We start from the raw sequence: 22477 nt of genomic DNA, 5'->3' as shown, positions 1-22477 counted from the left end.
GAATCATAACAATATCGCCTCAAGTGTCAACACTTGAATTTGAAGTGCGCGCATATCACATGGGATTTGTTTTGTGCTGTAGACTTAATAAAAACTTCTTCCAAAAACCATGAGCAAAGCTGCAGTTCGAGACGCCGAGGTGATCGCGACACGACTGGACGAGATCCAAGACAGAGTGCGGCAGATGATTGCGGACGGCACACTTCAGCCGGGCGAACGGGTCAACGAGCAAGCCCTCGCCGCAGAGTTGGGCGTGGGACGCAATTCGGCCAGGGAGGCTCTGCGCTCACTCGAGCGCAGCGGCCTCGTGCGCATCATTCCCAACCGAGGCGCCGAGGTACGCAAGGTGTCGCTTGAAGCGGCGCTGGATCTGTACGACATCCGCGCTGGAATTGCTCGCACCGCCGGCCGCCTGGCTGCCACCCGCCTCGAGGCTGAGGAAGAAAAACGTCTGCTGGATCTGATGGCGCAGATGGAAGCTGCACTGAACAACCGCGATGGCGGCACATACCATCAGCTCAACAATGCCTTCCATGAGCACCTCATGGCCATCACCAAGAACCCCCGGCTGATCGAGCTCAACAACACCATCGAGGCCGAACTGAGCCTGTACCTGCGCAAGGGCGTGTACACCATGGCCCAGATGCAGTTGTCGCATGCGGAGCACTCCGCGCTCGTCGAGGCACTGCGAAACGGCAAGGTCGCCGAAGCGGCCGACTGCTTCGAGAGCCACATCCTCACCGGCAAGCAACGGATGCTCGACACGGTAACCCGCTCCATTCCCCACCCATGAACGACCACACGACTCCATCATGGAGCGCCCTCTCCGTACGAGCAGGCTCGACGGCCGCAGTGCGCCACGTTTCCATCGACAACCCGCCGCTCGGCGTACTGAATCAGGTCGTGCGCAGGGAACTGGGTTCGTTCTTCCTGTCCACCCAGGAAGATCCGAACGTGCGGTGCATCGTGTTCGACAGCGGCCCGAAAAGCTTTTGCGCCGGTGCCGACCTGCGCGAGTATCCGCAGCGCTTCGACCCCGCGGTTGCCCGCGCGCATGTGCATAACGCGCACCGGATGATCCTTGCCCTGGTCGAACTCGACGTGCCGACCATCGCTTCCATCCGTGGCGCATGCATGGGCGGTGGACTCGAGCTGGCACTCGGGTGCAGCTACCGCATCGCTACCCGCAGCGCTACGCTGGCCCTGCCTGAAGTCAAGCGGGGCGCATGGCCGGGCACCGGGGGCATCGTCCTTCTCACCCGCCAGATCCGCCCTTCGCTGGCCAAGCGGCTGCTCTACACCGGCGAATCGCTCGACGCGACGACGGCCCTTGCTCTCGGCGTGATCGACGAGGTGGTCGATGACGAAGCACTCGACGAACGGGTACAGACGCTTGCGAGCGAGATTGCGGCGCAGCCGAAGTCCTCCATCCAAGCGATGACGCGCCTCGCCGACCGGACATTCCGCTCCGAGTTCCGCGCCCACCTGGAATATGAAGCAGAGTGCTTCGTACACGCCTACCAACTGCCTGCCGCACGCGAAGGCTATGAGGCCTTCTTTGAGAAGCGCGTACCCCAGTGGCGGCAGGACTGAGACGCACGTCGCAGTGACCAGAAACTGCTGACCATGTGAGCTTTTGAGGCGCTTGGCGCCACCCTGGCACGACTCAGCGCAACGCTGGTCGATGTCTTGTTCGCCTGAGGGAAGGTGGTCGCGTCGCTGAACCCCAGATCGCCGGCCATCCGCGCCAGGGACATACGGCGCTCCCGGATCAGCGCTGACGCAGTGCAGGCGAGCCATATTCGAAATCGCCCGAACGTCGCGCCCTTCTCAAGCAGCCGGCGCCTCAGTATCGGGCTTGGTTGCGAGTGGACGAAGGCTTGCCCGCCCGAGCGCCCCCCCCCCCTCACAAGCAGCTGCCGCACGCCTTTGAACGACTCCCACCGCCGTCGGCCGCCGTCACCGAATACGCCTTGGCCGGACCACCTGGCCCTTGAGCCATGCCACGCCACGGCAACCACAGCCATCCCCTCAGGCTCGGCACGCGCGCCCGCCGCTGACGTTGGCCTGCGCATGCGGCGATCAATTGCCAGCACATGGCCCAGATGCTCGAGATTTAAAGCATGCACTTGGCCTCTATGTGTTGACACTTTAAAAAGTACGTGGAACACTTAACGCAGGAAAGCCCACAAACAAGGAGACAAACATGATGCCCTGTGTTCGCCGAATTGCTGCCGCCTGCCTGCTGATGACCACGGCGGTCTGCGCCTCAGCCCAGTCGTACCCCACCAAACCCATCCGCCTCGTTGTGGGCTTCGCACCCGGCGGGGCTACGGACATCGTGGCCCGGATCTGGGCAGATGCCGCCAGCAGGGAACTCGGTCAACCTGTCGTCGTGGACAACCGCGCCGGAGCGGGCGGGGCGATCGGGGCCTTGGCGGTCGCGAAGTCACCCGCCGACGGCTACACGCTCGGCTTGGCAACGGTCGGAACGCATGCGGCCAATGTCGCCTGCAATCCCAAGGGAGGATACGACCCCGTCAAGGACTTCACGCCGATCAGCAATCTGGCCCGCACACCCAACGTGCTGGTCATGAACATGGACGTGCCGGCCCAGAACTTTGAGGACCTGAAGACTTACATCGGACGCAAAGCCCCTGGCGCTGTGCGCTACGCCACGGGAGGAACATGCGGCGTCCACCACCTCACGGGGGCGCTCTTCTCGTCCCTCATCGGGGCCCAATTGACCCACGTGCCTTACCGCGGCTCCGGCCCCGCATTGACGGACCTGATTGGGGGCCAACTGGAACTGTTCTTCGACAGCATGCCTGGGTCGATCCAAGCAATCCAAAGCAAGCGCGCTCGACCCGTGGCTGTGGCCTGGCCCACGCGGCTAGCCATCTTGCCAGAGGTTCCCACCTACGCGGAGTTGGGCCTTGGCGCGATCAATGACGGCGTCTGGTACGGCCTGGTAGCCCCTGCGAACCTGCCCCGCGACATCCAGACGAAGCTCAACGCGGTCACGAAGAAGGTCATGTCTCAGCCCGACGTGCAGGCGCGCGTCGTGCAGACCGGCTCCGAGCCGGTCAGCACCACACCGGAAGAGTTCGGAGGGGAGATCAAGAAGGCCCTTGAACGTGCGAAGTCCATCGTGCAAAGCCAAGGCATCAAGTTCGACCAGAGCGGCAGCTAGTTCTTTAACGGCGCGATAGCGTCAATTCCAGGAGACAACCCAATGATCCCTTCGATTCTGAAGTTCCCGCACCTGCGCCCTTTCGGCAGAGCGATCGGCGCAGGACTGCTCGGTATGGCGCTGATGCTCGGCGGCGGTTTCAATGCCCATGCCCAGGACAAGAAGATCCTGCGCATGTCTTTCGTGAACGTCAAGGAGCATCCGCATGGCATGGGTGCTGAGCGTTTCGCCGAACTGGTCAACGCAAAAAGCGCCGGCAAGCTGGTCGTCCGGCTCTACCCTGGCGGCACGCTGGGCAGCGACATGCAGATCGTGTCCTCGATGCAGGGCGGGACGATCGACCTTTCGGTGATGGTGCCCGGCTCGCTGACGGGCGTCAGCAAGGAATTCGGGATGTTCGACATGCCGTTCCTGTTTCAGAGCGCCGCGGAAGCGGATGCCGTTTTGGACGGACCGTTCGGCGCCAAGCTCCTGGCCATCTTGCCCAGCAAGAACCTCGTGGGCCTGAGCTACTGGGACCATGGCTTTCGCAACTTCACCACGAGCACCAAGCCGATCAACACGATCGAGGACTTTCGTGGGCTGAAAGTCCGGGTCCAACAGATCCCAATCTACGTGGACATGATGCGTGCGCTGGATGCCAACCCCGTCGCGTTGTCGTTCCCCGAGCTCTACGGCGCGCTGGAAAGCCGTGCCGTGGACGGTCAGGAGAACCCGCTCACCTCCATTGTCGGTTCGCGGCTGCATGAAGCACAGAAGTTCCTGTCGATCACTCGCCATACCTACAACCCTCTGCTCGTCGTCGCGAGCAAGAGAACCTGGGACAAGCTGTCAGAGGACGAGCGCAAGATCCTGCTGGAAGCAGCGAATGAAGCCAAGCCCTACCAGCGCAAGGTGTCCCGCGATGCAGAGGCCAAGGCCCTGGAGACCATCAAGGCGGCGGGCCTGAAGGTCAACGAGTTGGCACCGGCCGAGGTCGAGCGGCTGCGCCAGAAGGTGCAGCCGGTCTCGGAGAAACTCGCACAGGACTCGGGTGCAGCCATCACCAAGGAACTGCGCGACGAAGTCGCCCGGGTACGCGCCACCGCCACGTCTGCCCGGCAGTGATGCACCACGCGCAGACGTTCGAAGCACACGGCAACCGTGTGGGCTTCATCGGGTTGGGCCTGCTCGGCCTGCCGATGGCGCGGCGTCTGGCGACGCACGGTTTCGCAGTGGTCGGCTGGAATCGCGAGGCGGAGCGATGCGACGCATTGGCGGCGGCCGGTGCAAGCCGTGCCCAATCGCCCGCCGACGTGGCCGAACAGTGCGACATCATCTGCCTGTGCGTTCTGGATCACGTCGCGGTCGACGCCGTGGTATTCGGTCCCCAGGGTGTCGCTGAAGCACACAGCCGGCGTCCGCGTTTGGTGCTGGACTTCTCGACACTGGCGCCTGAGCAGAGCAGGGACATTGCGAAGCGCGCGCACGCCTACGGCATCGAATGGATCGATGCGCCCGTATCCGGCGGACCAGCCGCCGCCGAAACAGGCGGACTGACCATCATGGCCGGTGGCAGCACCGATGCCCTGGACAGGGTCCAGCCCATCCTTGCAGTTCTGGCAGCACGCTCAACCCGTGTCGGCGACGTCGGATCGGGTCAGGCCATGAAGGCGATCAACCAAGCTCTGGTGGGCGGAACGTTCGTGCTGCTCGCTGAGGCACTGGCGCTGACCCGCGAACTCGGCCTGAATCCGGCACTTGTGCCAACAAGCTTGGCGGGAGGCATGGCGGACTCGCAGGCGCTTCAGAGAGCCTGGCCACGGATGGCATCGGAAGACTTCGTCCCACCCACAGGGCGCGCCGCGCAATTGCTGAAGGACCTGGGCCATGTCGAGTCAATTCGGCACGGCATTCAGCTCAATCTCCCCGTGCTCGAAGCCGCGACCGCCCAGTACGCGAGTTTCGTGCAGAGCGGCCACGGAGACGACGAGACCGTATCCATTGCCCGACTCTACGCAACGCGGCCCGGCGTTTGAGTGCCCTTTGAAACACCTCGTTTGAAATATCTGGGGTATTGAATGACCCGACTATTTTCCTTTTATTGCCGCAGCCTAGAGGCTGTCATGGCGGTACTTCTTGCGCTCATGGTGGTGATGGTCTTCGCCAATGTGGTGTTGCGGTACGGCTTCAATTCCGGCATTCCCGTGTCGGAAGAGGTATCGCGCTGGCTCTTCGTATGGATGACCTTTCTCGGGGCCATCGTCGCAGTCCGCGAACACGCGCACCTGGGGACCGACGCGCTGATCCGAAGGCTTCCAGTGTGGGGCAAGAAGATGTGCCTCATCGTCTCTCACGGGCTGATGCTGTACGCGACCTGGCTGCTGTTGAGTGGAAGCTGGCAGCAGACACTGGTCAACTGGGATGTCAGAGCACCGACCTCTGGCGCTTCGGTGGCGATCTTCTACTTCGTCGGCGTTGTCTATGGCGTCTCTGCCATTGTCTTCCTCTTCCACGATCTCTGGAGAGCCCTCACCGGTCAGTTGCAAGAGGATGAACTGGTGATGGTGCATGAGTCGGAAGAGCAAGCCGACATCGACCGCATCAATGCAGAGATCGCGCAACGTGACGCGAACGAACGACTGCCGCAGGCGAACAACCGCTCCGGTACGCAAGGCTCCTGATATGACGATTGCAGTTTTCCTCGGCGCCCTGCTCGGGTGCATGGCCATCGGCGTGCCCATCGCCTACTCGCTCCTTCTGTGTGGAGTCGCGCTCATGTGGCATCTCGACATGTTCGATGCTCAGATCCTTGCGCAGAACGTGATCAACGGCGCCGACAGCTTCCCTCTGCTGGCGGTACCCTTTTTCATGCTCGCCGGCGAGGCCATGAACCAGGGCGGGTTGTCACGGCGCATCATCAACCTCGCACTGGCCGTCGTTGGACACATTCGTGGAGGCTTGGGCTACGTTGCGATCGTGTCGGCGTGCCTGCTCTCCGCACTGTCAGGATCCGCAGTGGCCGACGCCGCTGCCTTGGCGGCATTGCTCATTCCGATGATGGTCGCAGCTGGTCATGACAAGAGCCGTTCAGGCGGCCTCATTGCCGCTTCGGGGGTCATCGGACCGATCATTCCGCCGTCCATCGGTTTCGTCATCTTCGGCGTCACTGCCAATGTCTCCATATCCAAGCTCTTTCTGGCGGGCATCTTTCCGGGTCTGCTGATTGGCGCATCCCTGTGGTTCACTTGGTGGTGGCTCGTTCGCCGTGAGAAAGTAATTCCTCCCGCACGCAAATCCTCGACCGAGGTACTCAAAGCTCTGCGGGAGGCAACCTGGGCACTGTTGCTGCCCTTGATCATCTTGGTTGGCTTGCGTTTCGGTGTCTTCACACCCACCGAGGCGGCCGTTGTGGCTGCTGTCTATGCGTTGTTCGTCGCCACGGTCGTCTATCGGGAGCTGAAGCCCTCCCAGTTCTATGCCCTCTTCGTCTCGGCGGCCAAGACAAGTGGCATCGTGATGTTCCTGGTCGCTGCTGCCATGGTGTCTGCTTGGCTCATCACCGTCGCCGATCTGCCTACCATGTTGGTGGAACTGCTCGAACCGCTTATCTCGAGTCCGATGCTCCTGATGTTCCTCATCATGGCTTTGGTCATGGCGGTAGGTACCGCGATGGACATGACGCCCACGATCCTGATTCTCACGCCGGTCCTGATGCCGATCATCACCAAAGCGGGGATCGACCCGATCTACTTCGGTGTCCTTTTCATCATCAACAACTCAATAGGCTTGATCACTCCGCCTGTTGGCGTCGTACTAAATGTTGTCGCAGGTGTCGGGAGAATGAGGATGGACGAGCTGACGCGGGGCGCTCTGCCTTTCGCGGCAGCGGAGTTCGCGATGATGTTTCTGATGGTCCTTTTCCCTCAGTTGGTGATCTGGCCGGCCAGGCTCTTAGGTGGATAAGCATTGGCCTTCTCTTAGGCTCGGAGGAATGGTTGAGCTTCATAACGCCCCGCGTAGCCGGGGCGCTCACAATGCAATTGCTCGTGGCGTGTTTTAGCCCGGAAGAGTGCATTACAGAGGGAGCGGGGCAGGGTTTGAATGATCGAACTTAGACATCTTCGCTACTTCATCGCGGTTGCTGAGGAACTCAACTTCCGCCGTGCCGCCGAAAGAATCCATATTGATCAGGCCTCGCTTTCACGGGCGATCCGTGATCTGGAAGATCAACTGGACGCACCATTGTTTATCCGACTTCCCCGAAAACTGGACTTGACGCCAGCGGGGCTGAAACTTCTGAAAGAAGCACAAAAGCTCCTCATCCGCTTCGAGGCCTGCAACCGCTGCAGTTCCGCCACTGACGCGAACATGCAATTACCCTCTCGCGGATCGCCATCGAATGCCCTGCGCAAGTCTGATTTTTCAGACAAACTGGCCGCATTTGCTCATTTGCGACAAATCTCCAGCGCGTGGGGCGGGATAGATGGTTCAAACCCTGCGTGGCCGTCCGTACCCCGTCCGGCCATCTCCCGCGTTAATCAAGAGAGACTTCCATGGGCCAGCGGGCCAATAGTCAAAAAGTCCTGAAAGCAACGGACTCCAGGCTGTTGCTGGGCCACGCGTGGGCCGTAGATGGGCCATGGAGCCGTGCGAATGCAGGCCACGACCATAGTCCTCCGTGGCAGGACAGCCCACAGCAGGTTCAATTTTCAATGCTGAAAAGATTGCTTGACTACTGCCTGGGCCATGGAAAACCCACGTAAGTCATTGATTTTGGCGCGGCTGGCGGGGATCGAACCCACGACCCTCGGCTTCGGAGGGCAAAAAAATTGCTGCGTTTCAATAGCAATTTTTGCACTCAATAAGTAACCAATCGACGTAAGTTGTTGATCATACAGGATTTGCACCCATCCCAATTGGGACATCACGAGCCCTCATTTGCGCTCAACAGGCACACATTGTCACGCTGATCCCGCAAAAACGGCCCGAAGCGCCACTCGCAATTGATGACTCTTGGCCTCTTGCTTCCTGCCCCGCCGGGTCTTCAAGCCGCTTAACTTGATGCGCAGGTGTTGCTTGATCCACTTGAAGAACAACTCCACCTGACAGCGATGCTTGTACAACGCGGCAATACTTAGGGGTGTCTAATTAGCGATATACCTCAGACACACGCAGCACCTTGAGCGGCAGCGGCCCGGTCGCCATCATGGCTCGCAGCAACCCGCGCAGCATCGGGCATCTGAAACACGACAACCGCATGGACCGGTGTTGGCTCAAGGGGCAAACGGCCGATGCGCTACACGCGGTGCTGTGCGCGGCCGGCTACTTGCATCCGCTGGCTGCCCGCGGGCGATTGTACGTTTGGGGCTCAAGGGTGCCATCCAAGCCAGGAGAATTGCTGACCTTGTTGAGGGAGCGCCACGTGCCGGGTTTGGAGAGCCCGACCTCCACGAGGCGTGCCCGCCCCATACAGCTCGATAAATGGGCCGTAGATACCGCTTCTCAGGCGCCGAAACAGCCGACTCCTGCTCAGATACTCTTGCGTAGTCGCCATCGTGATCTCCGTAGTTGAGGACGGAGGCAGGAGGGCGTGTCCGAATTTCTGTGTAAACGGTTCGGACTTCAGTTGACGGAGATGCGGTCTCCGAACTGAATGGTACCTGCGCACCAACATGGCGAAGGAAAAGATCACGGGCATTTGGGCCGAGGCAGCGGCCATCCTGTCAAAGGCCCGGGCGGCAGGGCTAGGAAATCACCGTTTGCCGACTCTAAAAACGCTTGCTCCCTTTTTTATGTTGTAGTAACATGGCTACATTTATCGCCTATCGGAGGTGCAGTTATGACCATCACCACCCTATCAAGCCGCGAGTTCAACCAAGGGGCGAGCGAGGCAAAACGGGCCGCAAACAACGGGCCAGTGTTCATTACAGATCGCGGCCGACCGGCCCATGTGCTGATGAGCTTTGAGGAGTATCAGCGGCTCACCAAGCAGCGGCGCAACATTGCCGATGCGCTGGCAATGCCGGGTATCGCCGACATCGAGTTTGTGCCGCCGCGTGTGACCATCAAACCCCGGCCGGTTGATTTCACATGATGTTTGTTCTTGATACCAACGTGGTGTCGGAGCTGCGCAAGGTACGCAGTGGCAAGGCCGATGCGAACGTGACCGCATGGGCGGAAAGCGTTGATGCCGCCGATCTCTTTGTGTCAGCCATCACCATCATGGAGCTGGAGCTTGGCGTTCTGTCGATTGAACGCAAGGACGCCACCCAGGGGGCCATGCTGCGCTCATGGCTGGAGCAGCACGTATTGCCCGAGTTCTCCGGCCGCACGCTGCCTATTGATACCGCCGTGGCGCAACGCTGCGCACGGTTGCATGTCCCCGACAAGCGCGGCGAGCGCGATGCACTCATTGCGGCAACGGCCCTTGTGCACGGCATGACGATGGTTACTCGCAACGTTGCTGATTTCCAGCCAACGGGCGCGATCATTCTCAATCCGTGGGAGGCGGTGCGGTGACCGCTGCCCATGAACATTACACGACATGGCTGTGGTAAGGGGGTGCGGATAAAAACTTGGACTGGTTTTATGCCGCAAGTCCAAGACTCACCCTGTATTCGATCGGGCTGAGGGCCCCAAGGGAGATCTTGATCCGCTTCTCGTTGTACCAGCGGATGTACGAGTCGACCACTTCAATGAACTGCTCGATGGTCGTGCCCTTCCAGTCCCGAGAATAGCCCAACGCCTCGACCGTGGTGGCGATGCAGCGCCCGTGCTCGGCGTAGTGTTTGACAGCCTGCTCCTTCTGAACTTGAGAATACTTCGGCTTCGAACGCACGTAGCCGGACGACAGGTCCAGGCGCCGCTCGTACTCCTCATGCCAGCTTTTCAAAGAGTTCTTCGTCGGGTAGCCCAACTGGCGGATAGTCGCCCCGGTGCGCTTGCCCAGCTTGATGTAGAGCGTGACCGCTCGGATGCGGTCTTCGTATGAATAAATGAACTACCTCCAGGTAGTCCAAGATTTCCGCCGCACCCCCAGTGGGTCAGTTTTCGGTCGGCGTCAACAACTGGCCCAAGGCGTATTTCGGTTGGCCAGATGTAGCGGTTTGTTTTGTCATATCCATCTCCATGAATTGAAGCTGGGCACCAGCCCCGGATGGGGCATGAGGTGCCCATCGGGGTTGATAAAAAGAAAGGTTGGCACGAGGCCAAGATCGCCAAAGGAAATACCGTCCATTCTACGTGCTCGGGGGCCTTGTGTGAAGGCCCCGCCCTGCCCCTTCATGGCATGAAAGACCCGTGCCAAGAGCCGTCTGGTTTCTGCCGCTGTTGGCCTAGGCAATGCGTTAAAACAGGCGAGGGTCGAATTCGAAAGGGTTGCGCTCGACGACCAACCGGATGGCCCCGTATTGGGAATGGGCCGGGTTGATCAGCAGGTTCATTTCGTCGCGCTCGACAAATGACGGCACCCAAAGACCCAGGCTCGCCCCGGACGCAAGCCAGTTCATGCCGATGGATTGTGTCGCTGCCATGTGGTCATGCCAGTCCTTTGGGAGGCCCAGATCTGCCGCATGCAGGATTTCCGATCTGGCGGGCAATTCAAGGCGCATGAGGGCTTGATTGGCAGGATTGGCTCCGTTGCAGTGGACGCGCTTTTCCAGCTGGCACAGGGCCCGACTGGAGCCCGCATAAACGATCTGCGCAGGCCCTTTGGTATGCCAACGGCCATTGGCCAGGGTTGAACCGTAGCCAAGCGATCCGAGGATGGCTGCAATAGCAGGTTGCGGGCTCGGTACAAAGCCTATGCGCCAGACGGTGGTGCTCAAACGGCACCGCCGTATTTGATAGCGACAAGAATCTCTTTGACGCGCTCGTTCCCAAATGAGTTTCTCGCAGCATCAAGGGGCGTGTCGCCATCCAGCATGGGATGAGGCTGGCGTAACCATCTTGTGGCTTCTTCCTCGGTCGAGAAAGTATCAACGGCCATCCGGTTCAACTCAAGTAGGCGCAAGACGCCTTCCGCCGCATGGTCTGGGAGTGGTTGATTTTTCTGAGCACGCCGATTGGCGGTCACCCGGTCCATATCCAGGTACTCAGCCACATTGCCCTTGCCCAGGCCCAGAAAGGCAGCAAGAGGCCCGATTGCTTTACTGGAGATGCCGCGCTTGAGAATCCGGTAGGCATGCTCATTGTCGATGGCAACGGCGTAAGTCCTCTTTCCGAATTTCACGCCCATTTTTACCTTGGCAAGGCCTGTTCTTGCAGTCGAGGTGTTCTTTGGTGCGGGCGCTGCATCATCGATGTACTGCCACAGCTCAGCCAACGAAGACAAGCGTGCAGCGGTAGCGGGGGGGGTGGGAGTTGGGTCGGCAATCATGATGCGATTTAATCACGGCTCCGATGCAATTGCAACGACCTGGAGGCGTGGGCGTGGCTACTGGGGGCCGCTTCAGAAAACGGAAGAGATCGTGCGGTAAGCCGGAATCGCCGAAAATTCCGCCTTGAGTTGTACGGCAATTTGCCGTATCATTGGATCAGGAGGACAAAGCCATGCCCGTCGCCATCTCTACCGCCCGTCTCGAAGCCCGAATCAGCACCGATCTGCATTCAATGCTCAAGCGTGCCGCTGAACTTCAAGGCCGCACCATGACCGATTTCGTTGTGTCCGCCGTCCAAGACGCAGCGCAACGCGCCATTGAGCAAGCGGAAGTTATCCGGCTTTCGCTGGCCGATCAGGAATGCTTTGCACAAGCGCTGCTGTCGCCGCCGCTACCGGCTCCAGCTCTGGAACGTGCCTTTGCCCGTCGCAGCAAGCTCTTGCGCGCTGAATGAGCGGTGCACCGTTCCGGCTCGCGTCGCTTGATGCCGGGCATGACCGCACCGCGTTCAACAGCGATTCGGAGCCGCTGAATCGCTACCTGCGCGAGCAAGCCACCCAAGACGTTCGCCGCCGCGTGGCTGCTTGTTTCGTGGCTTTGGCAGATGGGTCGCGCATCGCTGGTTATTACACCTTGGCCTCGGCAAGCCTGCTGCTGGCCGATCTTCCGGCCAGCACCGTCAAGAAACTGCCGCGCTATCCGACCGTGCCAGCCGTTCGGATGGGCCGCTTGGCTGTCGATCAGGCTTTCAAGAGCCAAGGTCTAGGTGGTGCTCTGTTGGCCGATGCGCTCGACCGTGCCGCCCGTTCGGAGATTGCCGCCTTCGCCCTGATGGTGGACGCCAAGGACGAGGCGGCAGCGGCTTTCTACCGGCATCACGGCTTCATTGCCTTGCCAGACTCGCCGCTTACCCTGTTCTTGCCGCTGGCTACCGTCCTGCGTTCTTGAAACTCGCCGTTCCAAGCCGTTTGAATTGAGAACGGTTTTCGAGAACACCCCAGCCACGTCGACGCCACGCCGCGCCATCTTCTCAGCAAGGCTTCTCGGGGTCTCCTCGTTTTCAGTGCAATAAGTGACGGTACGAAAAGCTAGCACTGGCGCGGAGGTGGTGTTGGTAGATCGTTGATTTCATTGACTTTCCTGTTCACTTTCAAATCTGCGATTCGTGGCGTCAAACCGTGGTCGGTTTCATCCATTGGTGCCAGTTATCGATGCATTTGGCCGCGAAGGCAGGATTTGGTCAGCATAGCGGTCAACCGGGAAGCGAAACACACCCCGCAAGTTGATGCTCTCCAGCCTGGTGGGCGCAATCTTCCCGATCAGTTCCGGTGGAATGACCTGGCGGCGGTTCGACCAGCGATCCAGGACCGCCTGCATCTGTGAGGTATTCCACGCCATCACGATGTTGGCCATCAGGCTCAACGCATCGGCCACAGCCTGCATTTCATCGACACGTTTGGCCTGCGCCGGGCTGATCCGGCCGGTATAAATGGCGCGCTTGAGGGCGTTAACAGCCTCGCCCCGATTGAGCACCCGGCGCAACTCGTTCCTGAAAGCGTCCTTGACAAAGTAGTCAGCCAAAAACGCCGTACGCAGCAACCGCCCCAATTGCACGCCAGCCTCATAGATTGGATCGCCCTGGGCGGCAGAACCGAACCGCGCAAGAGCTGCCACCGCACTGGCATGTCCGCTCATGACCGAGGCTGCCAGGTGCACCAGACTATCCCAATGCTTTTCGATCAAAGCGACGTCGACATTGGCTTCGCACACCGCAGCGATTTCTGCGGGCACTTTGGTGCCGCGTGGCACAAAGAGGTGGCGCTGTTTGAGTTCCTTCAACCGCGGGCAAAGATCAAAACCAAGCAAACGGGCATGTGACATGGCAAAGTCGGTGTAGCCATGGGTATCCACAGCAAGCTGGCTGGTCTCCAGCTTTTCTTGGCGGATGACACCTTCAATGGCCACGCCCGCCTGGCGCTCATTGAGCACAAAGGGCTGCGCATGGAAGATGCCCCACCGGTCTTTTACATGGGAGTAGATTCCAATGGAAGGTGTGTTGCGCCGAGGATCAAGCCGGGCTTGCCACACCCGTTTGGTGGTCTCCATGCTCATCATGTCAGAAGATGCCAAATCGGACCGCCCCCAGGTGGCGGCAATCGGGTGTCGCTGCATGAATTCCAGCACAGCCTGGCAGGCCTGGCTCAGACGCCGTTCGTCCCGCGCCCAGCGCATGGCCTGGCGAATGCTGGTGGCAGACAATTGCGGAATCATGCGCGCGCATTCGACCGCAGTCAGACTGGTGCCGTGGGCCATGATGCCGGCATAGACCATCAGCAGCTCGTCGGTAGAGCGCGGCTCACGTCCGAGCATGATCCAGCTAAAGCGCACCTGGGCGTCAACGGCCAGAATCACTTCCGGCAATTGAACCTCACCGATGCGGTGATCCAAAGCCGCGCGCAGCTTGGTCACTTCTGGGTCTTCGTCCTCTGCGGGCAATGGCGACAAATGGAGTTCATCATCCACGCGCAGTACGCCACTGCGGGCTGCAGCGGCCACCGCATCGACACCGGCAGTTACTCTGGCCAGCAAAGGCTTCAAGAAAGTGGCAGCCTTGCTGGGTAACGATAGACGGGCATAGTGTTTCTTGGACTCTGCCTGCCAACGCTCGTCCGTGAAGAACAAGCGCGCACGACCCCGAAAGCTCAGGCTGTGCTCAATCCAGACCGAGCCATTGCGCACCGCGCGGCGCAGGGCAAACAGGGTGGCCACCTCCAACGCCTGAAACGCCCGTTCCCGGTCTGGGCTGGAGATCGAAACCTGCCAGATCATTCCCAGACTTGGTGCCACCACTTCAACTGGCAGCTTTCTGGATCCTTTGAGATATAAAGCTTGCAGCTTGGCAAGGTACTCGATGGCAGGATGCTCGCCGGTGGCCTGCCAGGGCAGCTTTGCAATGGCGACGAGCAACGACCGCACGGGGCGAATTCCATCAATCAATCCCTCGCGGACCAGGGAGGCCCTGCTCGGTGGTTTGCGTTTCTGGGTTTCGGTGATCAAGGCTTCAAGACGGGCACGCAACTCAGCATCTGGCACCGCACCTTGCGCGCTCAAGGCAACAAGTTCGCCGAGCAGCGTTTTGTACATTGCGGCCCAATTGACGGTAGCGGGGACATCGGCGGCAGCCTGACGCCACAGATCGGCGATCCGGCGCTGCACCATAAGGATCAACTGGTCTGTGGTGGTGAACAGGCAATACCGAAGAAAGCATGCGACCTCCACGGTGCGCGCTGGCTCTTTGATCTTGGCTCCGGCTGAGGGCGGCCTGGAGACAAGTCGGCGCGCGTAGCGGCGCAAGATGAGATCGGGGATGTCTGCCAGGTGCTTATGAACGTCCAGCGTGTAAAGCAGGTCGATGCGCTCCAGTACCTCGCTGATTTGGCGGGTTGAGTGTTTCGCCGGTGCAGCCCATAGCCAACTCTGCTGGGTTTGTCCATCTGGGCGCAGCTCTGAAACTGAGGCTCGCCAGCGATCAAGTGTTGCTGGATCAACGCTGGCGGCGATGGCGGTGCCTGTTTCAACTTCAAGCTGGGCAAGTGCCGCCGCAATCAGTGTCCGAATTGCCCGCTCGTGCACGATCACCAGCTTGTTCTTGTACAGCCATTGACGCGCCCGCACGAGTAGCTGATCGCGGTCGGCGCAGCGCGCCACTTCGTCGCGCAGTTCACGTACCAGTGAGCGGCGCTGGTGCTCGCTCATCCACTGGAATCCAAGGACCGTGCAGGCTACTTGTTGGTGATCGAATAGCGTGCGCCCGCGTTCATACATGGCTCTCAGCGAGGCGACTTCTGGTGCTGCAATGCCAAGCTCGTTGCCAAGGTGGCGCCACAAGGCTACTGGAATTACCCGAAAGGCACCGAGCAAACGCCCACTCATGCGCAGGAAACCAATATGGAGCGCCAGACCAAGCTTGTGGGAATCACCTCGGCGTGCATTGATTGCGTCGCGCTCGGCACCATCGAAGGTGAAAAATGCCTTCATCTCGAAGTCGCTGATATCGCGGGGGAGCCCACGCATCCCCAAAAACGTTGTGTGCCAACCCTGCATCGTGAACCTCAAAAGTGGGAGGCCACCATACCCGTTTACAAAGCGAACAGGAAAGTCAATGAAATCAACGGTCTACCCAGACCACCCCCGCGCCAGTGCTAGCTTTGCGTACCGTCACTTATTGCACTGAAAACGAGGAGACCCCCATATGGACAAGGCAGGCCTGCACATCGGTGCCATCGCCTTCATTCACCGATTCGGCTCCAGCCTCAATGAACACGTCCACTTCCACGTTTGTGTGGTGGACGGGGTGTTTGAGGAAGTGGCAGGCGAGGGCAGCGCTGATGCCGCAATGCAAGTCTCTGCGTCAGGTGTCGTATTCCACCCTGCCACCGGCATCGATGCGACACCCGTGGCACAAGTGCAGACCACACTGCAAAAACGTATCCTGCGCGCCTTTGTGGGCCGCGGGCAGCTGGAGAACTTCGAGGCAAAAGAGATGCTGGGGTACAAACACAGCGGTTTCTCGGTGGATGCCGGGGTGTGCATTGAATCCCACGACCGTCCAGGCCTTGAGCGGCTCTTGCGCTATTGCGCCCGCCCACCCTTTGCGATGGACAGGCTGCGCAAAGAGGGAAGCAAACTGGTGTACCGCTGCGGCAAGCAGCGCAGCGAACCCACCAGCGACAAGCGCGGTGCCAAGGTTGATGAGCTGCACCTCACACCGCTGGAGCTGATCGACCGCATTGCCGCGCTGGTTCCCCCGCCACGCACCCACCGGCACCGCTATTTTGGCGTGTTGGCACCCAACTCGCCGCTCAGGGCTGCGGTGACGGCGCTGGCGACACCGGCGCAAGCCGCTCCCGTGCTGGGCGCGTCGATCAGCACGGGGGAGTGCGCGCCTGGTGTGGTACCGATGAGCAGCGCGCTGCCATCCCAGAGCGAGCCGGTGCTGCCCAAGCGTGCAGCGCACTACCTGTGGGCGGTGCTGATCGCCCGCATCTACGAGGTGTTCCCCCTCTTGTGTCCGCTGTGTGGCGGGCATATGCGCATCATCGCGTTCATTACGCACAGCGCTGACATCCGGCACATCCTGGACCACATCGGGGCAGATTCAGAGCCACCCCGCATCTCCCCGGCGCGCGGGCCACCGCTGTGGGATGACTGTAGTGATGCGCAGATGGATGACGGGGCGCAAACCGAGCCAGCAGACTGGGACCTAGCGGCGCAACCGGCACCGGACTTTGAGGTCGATCAGCGCATCAGTTGGTGAATGAACAAAGCGGCGATTTTGACTTGCCGCGAACTGGCTCTGCGCCCGGTACACGCCGAGCGCCGCAAATCACTCTCCTGAACGCCAAACCCTGGTGGTGAACCTGACACCTGGGCGGGAAAATCGAGTGTCTCAGCCGGCTTGATGGCGCTTCCGCGGTGCGATACTTGGCCTCATGCGGTTAAAACGCCTATCCGTTGCCCAATAGGTAGCTAACTTATTGATCCGGCAGGCTTTATTCGTAAACCTTGCTCGGGCTGAGGTGTCGAAGCCCCTCGACGGGCTCAAGTTGAACGGCATCGGGACTCTGCAATAAACCGTGCCGGATCAATATTAATTTAACAAAAGTGACGTGTGTCGTTCTGCAGGGCATGCTGTTCCCCAACCCTGGAAAACCTATCCTCTTTAACACGTCAAAGTCGATTGATAGGCTTGCTGCAACAGCTATCTGCCCGGTTGAAGTCGAAGATCGATGTATCTGTAGGGTTTGGAAATAAATGCGGGCGCCCACCGCACTCACGGCTCAGTTACCATTCTTTGTGCATCGCGGCCGCGCGGCTAGTTGGTAGCTGTTCTAAGCCTAGTCAGTGCCGCCCTTCGCCCCAAGCCCCATAGTCAGATTTGAGAAATGACAGTAGGCGATGCCGCAACGCGCTTCATCGACCTATGTAAAACGACTCCTTTATCGAAATAGTGCACTCATCGCTCTCCACGGCGATCCCTTCATCGCGAATTGCACCGCCCAAGACGATCTGCACTGAAATCAATACTTTCTGATGCCTCTTGATTAGAGATGCCAGCCATAATCATCTCATCGCCAACGCATACGGCGTTCGGCAGCCAACACACTCTCACTCACTACTGGAAGCTCAGACATGAAAACCATAGGCATTGAAAACTCGAAGTCCAGCGTACAGGCCCACTTAACGCTTGGAACCAAAACTATGGGGCTAGGTATCTATGGCGCGTACTTGGCTCTCGCTATTATTTACTTCTGGTTCGGCGGCATGAAATTTACCCACTACGAGGCCGAGGGCCTGGTTCCACTGGTGAGCAACAGCCCGCTTTTGGGATGGGTGTATAGCATTTTTTCGGTCGACATGTTCTCCAGCCTGCTCGGCATACTAGAGATTTCGATCGGCACTCTGATCGCAGGCCGCATGCTGTCACCCAAACTATCCGTGGTAGGAGGCGCTCTGTCTGCAGGCCTGTTCTTCACAACCCTTAGCTTTATGTTTTCCACTCCGGGCGTCATTGAGCCTAGTTTAGGGTTTCCGGCGATTTCCGTTGCGCCAGGTCAGTTTCTGCTTAAAGACTTAGGGTTGCTTGCTGTTTCGATATTTGTGGCAGGCCATTCGCTGGTTGAACTGGAAAAACGTAAAATTAATGCATAATTTTTTCAATGGCTTAAGGCAGTAATGCCTTAGGCCTTTTTGCCGTCATTTTCCCCCGCCAGATCTTTCAACCAGTCACGAGGGCTCAACCCCGTCTTGCGTCTAAATGCGCGAGACAGCGCCGAAGGACTTTCGTAGCCGACTTGAGCTGCAATCAGCGTAATCGAGCGCCCTTCTCGCATCAGCTTCTGAGCCAGGCTAACTCGCCAACTCAACAAATAATCAGCAGGCGTCTGTCCGATGACACTCTTGAAATGCACGGCATACGCAGCGCGTGACATATTTGACTCACTGGCCAGCTCTGCTATTGACCAGGCATGTTCCGGGGAGTTGTGCATCTGTAAAAGCGATCGGGCAAGCCGCATGTCGGCCAGTCCAGCCATCATTCCGGTGCGCAACTGGTGATGATCGAGCAGGTAACGGAGCAACAGAATGATTAGGAGCTCAAATAAGCGCTCAAGCGCGGCTTCCCTTCCACAATGCACATTTGCCGCCTCGGCGAACATCCACTCCAACGTGTCTGCCAGCATGGGCAGATCATCGAGTGCGAGCACCAAACAGTCCGGTAATGAAGCCGACAAAGGATTATCAATTCCGCCCTCAAACTCCATGGAAGCACACAACAACTTTGCGCCATCGGACTCACCCGCAAACAATTGATGCTTGGCGGGGCGTGGCATAAAAATCAAGCTAGGGCGAGTGAGCTGCAAATCCTTGCGATCGGGACCAAGCAACGTCACGCTGCCGGCCTGAAGCAGATGGATATAACCTCGCCGCTCGGCGCCATCGTAAGATGCAGAGCCGCATAGGTCGCCGTCATAGAACAGATTGGCCCGCACGCCGAACCGCGAGAGCAAATTAGACAAACGATCCATTGGCCGATCCTTGACGAGTCAGAACGCACAGACCATACCATCTGCGTTGTCGTTCAGTGCCTGTAGCGAACATGCCGGCGTAAATCAGCCAACGGATAAAGTGATCACTGAGCAGCTCAGCCTCCCTTTCCAGTTCGGCTGGGCTTTGTTGCACAAAGCCAGTCCGCTGAGCTGGTAGCCTCGAGACATGAGTGAACCGAAGGGGTCCAAGGCCCGCTACAAGACCACCAACTGGGCAGAGTACAACGCCGCGCTCAAAGCCCGAGGGTCGCTGACAATCTGGCTGGACAAAGGCATGCAGTGGTACGCCCCATCCAGCGGCAAACGCGGGCGCCAGCACATCTTCTCCAACGCAGCCATCCAGTTCTGTCTGGGCATCAAGTGCCTGTTCGGTCTGGCCCTGCGTCAAAGCCTGGGCATGGTTGAAAGCCTGCTGCGTCTGGCAGGCCTGGACTGGCGGGTGCCCGACTACAGCACCGTGTGCCGACGCCAGAAGACTTTGCAGGTACAACTGCCCTACCGAGCCAGTACCACCGCACTGGAACTGCTGGTGGACAGCACCGGCATTCAGTTCCTTGGCGAAGGCGAATGGAAACGCAAGAAGCACGGTGCCGAGTACCGGCGCCAGTGGCGCAAGGTGCACCTGGGTATTGATGCCCACACGTTGGAGATCCGGGCCATCGAGGTGACCGACAACAGCGTGGGCGATGCGCCCATGCTGCTCGAGTTGCTGGAGCAGATACCACCCGATGAGCCGATTGCCAGCGTCAGTGGGGACGGTGCCTACGACACCAAGGCGTGCCATGCGGCGATTGCCCAGCGAAATGCGCAGGCGGTGATCCCCCCGCGCAAGAACGCCCAGACGTGGAAGGCGACCCTGGTGGGAGCGCATGCGCGCAACGAAGCGCTGCGAGCCTGTGACAGATTGGGGCGCAGCATCTGGAAAAAGTGGAGCGGCTATCACCGCAGAAGTCTGGTGGAGACCAAGATGCACTGCTTCAAACGCCTGGGCCAACGGGTGATGGCGCGCACGTTTGAGCGGCAGGTGGTGGAGTTGCATGTGCGTGTGGCTCTGCTCAACCGTTTCACGCAACTCGGGCGCCCGAGCACGGTGCCCGTGGGTGCCATGGCATAGCTGCGTCTGGGGCTGGGGTAATCTCGTCTGCCTTCCGACTTGTGCAACAAAGCCGTTCAGCCCCTTGGTGCAAGCGCATTTGAAGGTGGGTTCGTTCTTGCAATCAGCCGCTGGTGTGCATGTGACCGACTTGGATGGCCAATCGTTTTATGACCTGACCGGCTCCTATGGCGTCAATGTATTTGGCGCAGGACTTCTGGGCGGCATAGGCTTCACAATGTCAATTTTTATCACCAATCTGGCCTTCACTGGTGAGGCTGAATTGATCAATGCATCAAAGATTGCCATATTGCTGGCATCTGTGACAGCGGGCACCATTGGATTCTTGTGGCTGGCTTTGTTGCACAAACCAGAAGCGAGCCGAGATAACCCCAGCCCCAGACGCAGCTACGCCACAGCAGGCACAGGCACCGTTGCCGGGCGCCCAAGTTGTGTGAAGCGGTTGAGCAAAGCCACCCGCACATGCAGTTCTGTGACCTGGCGCTCAAACGTTCGCGCCATCACCCGCTCGCCCAAGCGCTTGAAGCAATGCATCTTGGTTTCCACCAGGCTTCTTCGGTGATAACCGCTCCACTTCTTCCAGATACGGCGCCCCAGCCTTTGGCAAGCTCGCAGGGCTTCGTTGCGCCCGCCCGCTCCCTCCAGCGTTTGTCTCCAAGGCCTTGCATTCTTGCGCGGGGGAATCACCGCCTGCGCACCTCTTTGCGCTATCGCCGCGTGGCACCCCTTTGTGTCGTAGGCTCCATCCCCACCGACACTTGCCACCGGCTCATCGAGCGGTATCTGGGCCAACAGTTCGGGCAGCATGGGAGCATCGCCCACGCTGTTGTCTGTGACTTCAATGGCCCGAATCTCCAGCGTGTGGGCATCAATGCCCAGGTGCACCTTGCGCCATTGCCGCCGATATTCGGCTCCGTGCTTCTTGCGTTTCCATTCCCCTTCACCCAGGAACTTGATGCCCGTACTGTCCACCAGCAAATCCAGCGCTGTGGCGCTGCGCTGGTAAGGAAGCTGCACCTGCAGCGTCCTCTGACGGCGACTGATGGTGCTGAAATCGGGAACCCGCCAATTCAGCCCCGCCAGACGCAGCAGGCTCTGAATCAGTCCCAGGCTCTGGCGCAGTGCCAAGCCAAACAGGCACTTGATGCTCAGGCAAAACTGGATGGCCGCATCCGTGAACGTCTGCTGGCGACCCCGTTTGCCACTGGCAGGTGCGTACCACTGCATGTCTTTGTCCAGCCAGATCGTCAGCGCCCCTCTGACCTTGAGTGCGGCGTTGTACGCAGCCCAGTTGGTGGTCTTGTAGCGGGTCTTAGGCCCTTGGGGTTCATTCATGCGCCGAGGTTACCAGTGCAATGGGGCTGGTTTGTGCAACAAAGCCCTTGTGGCTTATGCTGTTTGGGGGTAACGCCAATTTGTCATCTAAGCAACGCGACCCAGCGCCCTAGATAATGTTGATGGGCTGGAATAACCAGTTCGCGTTGCAATTTGCTTCAACCCGATACCGGTGTCAACCAATTGCCGCGCAATAGCTAACCTCAAGTTTTCTAAATACTTTCCTGGTGATACCTGCATCACTTCCTTGAAGTAATTGGCAAATGATGTTCGCGACATTCCAGCCAAGTTAGCCAAACTTTCCAAGGTCCAAGGATGGGCTGGCTTGGAATGCATCGCTACCAAACTTTTAGCAATCCGCGGATCTGACAAAGCCTGAAACAACCCTGTGGATTGTTGTGGTCGAGAAGTCAGGTGTCGCATCAAGCTAACCAACAAAATATCGCCTGCCCGATTCATGAAGAAGGGTTGTCCACAACGACTGGCCTGCATTTCGTTTGCAATCAGCATCATGACTTGCACCAACGATGGATCAGCATCCTTCATGACGATTGAGATTGGCTTAGATTGCTCCGCTAAGAAGCTAGGCCCCATTGGCCCATCAAAGACAACATCAAAGCTCATGCAGCACTGCTGATCTGCTTGCAGAAGATTCTCAAAATAGCTCGCCGCAGGGCAAACCAACAATGACAAGGCGTCCTGCTGAATACCCGAGAAACTGTCGGTTGGATGATCAGATGTCCCCGTCTTGATGATGTGCAGCGAAAACCCGTCTGGCTTAGTTGCCAAGGTTACTTTCGGACTAAGTCCCTCAAGCAAGGCGGTGAGTCGATCTAAGCGCGGAGCGTCCATTTGTACGAATTGCAAA

22 protein-coding genes and 3 pseudogenes are annotated in these 22477 nt (G+C 59.0%); 16 read left to right on the top strand and 9 right to left on the bottom strand.

Annotated features, from left to right (window positions below; translation table 11 throughout):
* Positions 1-109: 109 nt before the first annotated feature.
* From PCQ86_RS02480 to PCQ86_RS02445, 8 genes are all read left to right on the top strand, one after another.
* Entirely contained in the window at positions 110-793 is a 684-nt protein-coding gene (locus tag PCQ86_RS02480) for a GntR family transcriptional regulator (protein WP_201395788.1), read from the top strand.
* Positions 790-1593 (top strand): enoyl-CoA hydratase/isomerase family protein, encoded by an 804-nt coding sequence (locus tag PCQ86_RS02475; protein WP_270174780.1) that lies wholly within the window; start codon positions 790-792, stop codon positions 1591-1593. The genes PCQ86_RS02480 and PCQ86_RS02475 overlap by 4 nt, the downstream gene beginning before the upstream one ends.
* Positions 1594-2206: 613 nt before the next feature.
* A complete protein-coding gene (locus PCQ86_RS02470) occupies positions 2207-3193 on the top strand; it encodes a Bug family tripartite tricarboxylate transporter substrate binding protein (protein WP_270174779.1) in 987 nt (328 codons plus the stop codon).
* Between the two features lie 42 nt (positions 3194-3235).
* Positions 3236-4300: a TRAP transporter substrate-binding protein gene (locus PCQ86_RS02465; protein WP_270174778.1), complete on the top strand. Its 1065-nt coding sequence runs from the start codon at positions 3236-3238 to the stop codon at positions 4298-4300.
* The gene (locus PCQ86_RS02460; RefSeq protein WP_270174777.1) at positions 4300-5211 is read left to right on the top strand and encodes an NAD(P)-dependent oxidoreductase; all 912 of its coding nucleotides are present in this window, start codon (positions 4300-4302) and stop codon (positions 5209-5211) included. The genes PCQ86_RS02465 and PCQ86_RS02460 overlap by 1 nt, the downstream gene beginning before the upstream one ends.
* 42 nt (positions 5212-5253) lie before the next feature.
* On the top strand, positions 5254-5856 hold the full coding sequence (locus PCQ86_RS02455; RefSeq protein ID WP_270174776.1) for a TRAP transporter small permease: 603 nt from the start codon (positions 5254-5256) through the stop codon (positions 5854-5856).
* Position 5857: 1 nt separating this feature from the next.
* Positions 5858-7138 (top strand): TRAP transporter large permease, encoded by a 1281-nt coding sequence (locus PCQ86_RS02450; RefSeq protein ID WP_270174775.1) that lies wholly within the window; start codon positions 5858-5860, stop codon positions 7136-7138.
* A 138-nt stretch (positions 7139-7276) separates the two neighbouring features.
* Positions 7277-7762, top strand: a complete 486-nt coding sequence (locus PCQ86_RS02445) for a LysR family transcriptional regulator (RefSeq protein WP_270174774.1) — start codon at positions 7277-7279, stop codon at positions 7760-7762.
* A 122-nt stretch (positions 7763-7884) separates the two neighbouring features.
* Here PCQ86_RS02445 and PCQ86_RS02440 read toward each other — a convergent pair whose 3' ends face one another.
* Together PCQ86_RS02440 and PCQ86_RS02435 are read right to left on the bottom strand one after the other, a co-directional pair.
* Positions 7885-8100 carry a hypothetical protein gene (locus PCQ86_RS02440; RefSeq protein WP_270174773.1) on the bottom strand — a complete coding sequence of 72 codons (216 nt, stop codon included), beginning with the start codon at positions 8098-8100 and terminating at the stop codon, positions 7885-7887.
* Between the two features lie 36 nt (positions 8101-8136).
* Positions 8137-8310 (bottom strand): annotated as a pseudogene (locus tag PCQ86_RS02435) (transposase); the annotation flags it as partial.
* Positions 8311-9014: 704 nt separating this feature from the next.
* Here PCQ86_RS02435 and PCQ86_RS02425 point away from each other — a divergent pair.
* Positions 9015-9269 (top strand): type II toxin-antitoxin system Phd/YefM family antitoxin, encoded by a 255-nt coding sequence (locus tag PCQ86_RS02425; RefSeq protein WP_067511925.1) that lies wholly within the window; start codon positions 9015-9017, stop codon positions 9267-9269.
* Positions 9266-9694, top strand: coding sequence for a type II toxin-antitoxin system VapC family toxin (locus PCQ86_RS02420; protein WP_198314750.1), 429 nt, complete (start codon positions 9266-9268; stop codon positions 9692-9694). The genes PCQ86_RS02425 and PCQ86_RS02420 overlap by 4 nt, the downstream gene beginning before the upstream one ends.
* A 67-nt stretch (positions 9695-9761) precedes the next feature.
* On the opposite strand, the gene PCQ86_RS19815 is transcribed toward PCQ86_RS02420, so the two are convergent.
* The 3 genes from PCQ86_RS19815 to PCQ86_RS02400 form a co-directional block, all read right to left on the bottom strand.
* The gene (locus PCQ86_RS19815; protein ID WP_406562098.1) at positions 9762-10172 is read right to left on the bottom strand and encodes an IS3 family transposase; all 411 of its coding nucleotides are present in this window, start codon (positions 10170-10172) and stop codon (positions 9762-9764) included.
* A 349-nt stretch (positions 10173-10521) separates the two neighbouring features.
* A complete protein-coding gene (locus PCQ86_RS02405) occupies positions 10522-11001 on the bottom strand; it encodes an RES family NAD+ phosphorylase (protein ID WP_157667092.1) in 480 nt (159 codons plus the stop codon).
* On the bottom strand, positions 10998-11552 hold the full coding sequence (locus tag PCQ86_RS02400) for an antitoxin Xre/MbcA/ParS toxin-binding domain-containing protein (RefSeq protein ID WP_082763069.1): 555 nt from the start codon (positions 11550-11552) through the stop codon (positions 10998-11000). The genes PCQ86_RS02405 and PCQ86_RS02400 overlap by 4 nt, the downstream gene beginning before the upstream one ends.
* A gap of 173 nt (positions 11553-11725) precedes the next feature.
* On the opposite strand from PCQ86_RS02400, the gene PCQ86_RS02395 reads away from it, so the two are divergent.
* Both PCQ86_RS02395 and PCQ86_RS02390 read left to right on the top strand, forming a co-directional pair.
* Positions 11726-12007 (top strand): type II toxin-antitoxin system TacA family antitoxin, encoded by a 282-nt coding sequence (locus PCQ86_RS02395; protein ID WP_067511936.1) that lies wholly within the window; start codon positions 11726-11728, stop codon positions 12005-12007.
* The gene (locus tag PCQ86_RS02390; RefSeq protein ID WP_086926369.1) at positions 12004-12501 is read left to right on the top strand and encodes a GNAT family N-acetyltransferase; all 498 of its coding nucleotides are present in this window, start codon (positions 12004-12006) and stop codon (positions 12499-12501) included. Before PCQ86_RS02395 ends, PCQ86_RS02390 begins: the two co-directional genes overlap by 4 nt.
* A 240-nt stretch (positions 12502-12741) precedes the next feature.
* Here the strand turns inward: PCQ86_RS02390 and PCQ86_RS02385 are convergent, their stop codons facing one another.
* Positions 12742-15657, bottom strand: coding sequence for a Tn3-like element IS1071 family transposase (locus tag PCQ86_RS02385; protein WP_003049965.1), 2916 nt, complete (start codon positions 15655-15657; stop codon positions 12742-12744).
* Positions 15658-15793: 136 nt separating this feature from the next.
* Here PCQ86_RS02385 and PCQ86_RS02380 point away from each other — a divergent pair.
* Positions 15794-16870 (top strand): annotated as a pseudogene (locus tag PCQ86_RS02380) (transposase); the annotation flags it as partial.
* An 875-nt stretch (positions 16871-17745) separates the two neighbouring features.
* A complete protein-coding gene (locus tag PCQ86_RS02375) occupies positions 17746-18264 on the top strand; it encodes a YkgB family protein (RefSeq protein WP_003464991.1) in 519 nt (172 codons plus the stop codon).
* Between the two features lie 29 nt (positions 18265-18293).
* Here PCQ86_RS02375 and PCQ86_RS02370 read toward each other — a convergent pair whose 3' ends face one another.
* Entirely contained in the window at positions 18294-19139 is an 846-nt protein-coding gene (locus PCQ86_RS02370) for an AraC family transcriptional regulator (RefSeq protein WP_003464995.1), read from the bottom strand.
* Between the two features lie 187 nt (positions 19140-19326).
* Here PCQ86_RS02370 and PCQ86_RS02365 point away from each other — a divergent pair, with 187 nt between their 5' ends.
* The gene (locus tag PCQ86_RS02365; RefSeq protein WP_043009032.1) at positions 19327-20274 is read left to right on the top strand and encodes an IS5 family transposase; all 948 of its coding nucleotides are present in this window, start codon (positions 19327-19329) and stop codon (positions 20272-20274) included.
* Positions 20198-20596 (top strand): annotated as a pseudogene (locus tag PCQ86_RS02360) (Na+/H+ antiporter NhaA); the annotation flags it as partial. The gene PCQ86_RS02365 and the pseudogene PCQ86_RS02360, both read left to right, overlap by 77 nt.
* A gap of 65 nt (positions 20597-20661) precedes the next feature.
* Here PCQ86_RS02360 and PCQ86_RS02355 read toward each other — a convergent pair.
* Both PCQ86_RS02355 and PCQ86_RS02350 read right to left on the bottom strand, forming a co-directional pair.
* Entirely contained in the window at positions 20662-21609 is a 948-nt protein-coding gene (locus PCQ86_RS02355) for an IS5-like element ISAte1 family transposase (RefSeq protein WP_044398522.1), read from the bottom strand.
* Positions 21610-21696: 87 nt separating this feature from the next.
* On the bottom strand, positions 21697-22461 hold the full coding sequence (locus PCQ86_RS02350) for a helix-turn-helix domain-containing protein (RefSeq protein WP_084601294.1): 765 nt from the start codon (positions 22459-22461) through the stop codon (positions 21697-21699).
* Positions 22462-22477: the final 16 nt, after the last annotated feature.

The organism is Diaphorobacter sp. ED-3, assembly GCF_027625375.1.
Taxonomy (GTDB): Bacteria; Pseudomonadota; Gammaproteobacteria; order Burkholderiales; family Burkholderiaceae_C; genus Diaphorobacter; species Diaphorobacter nitroreducens.
This window is presented reverse-complemented; position numbering and strand designations above follow the sequence as displayed.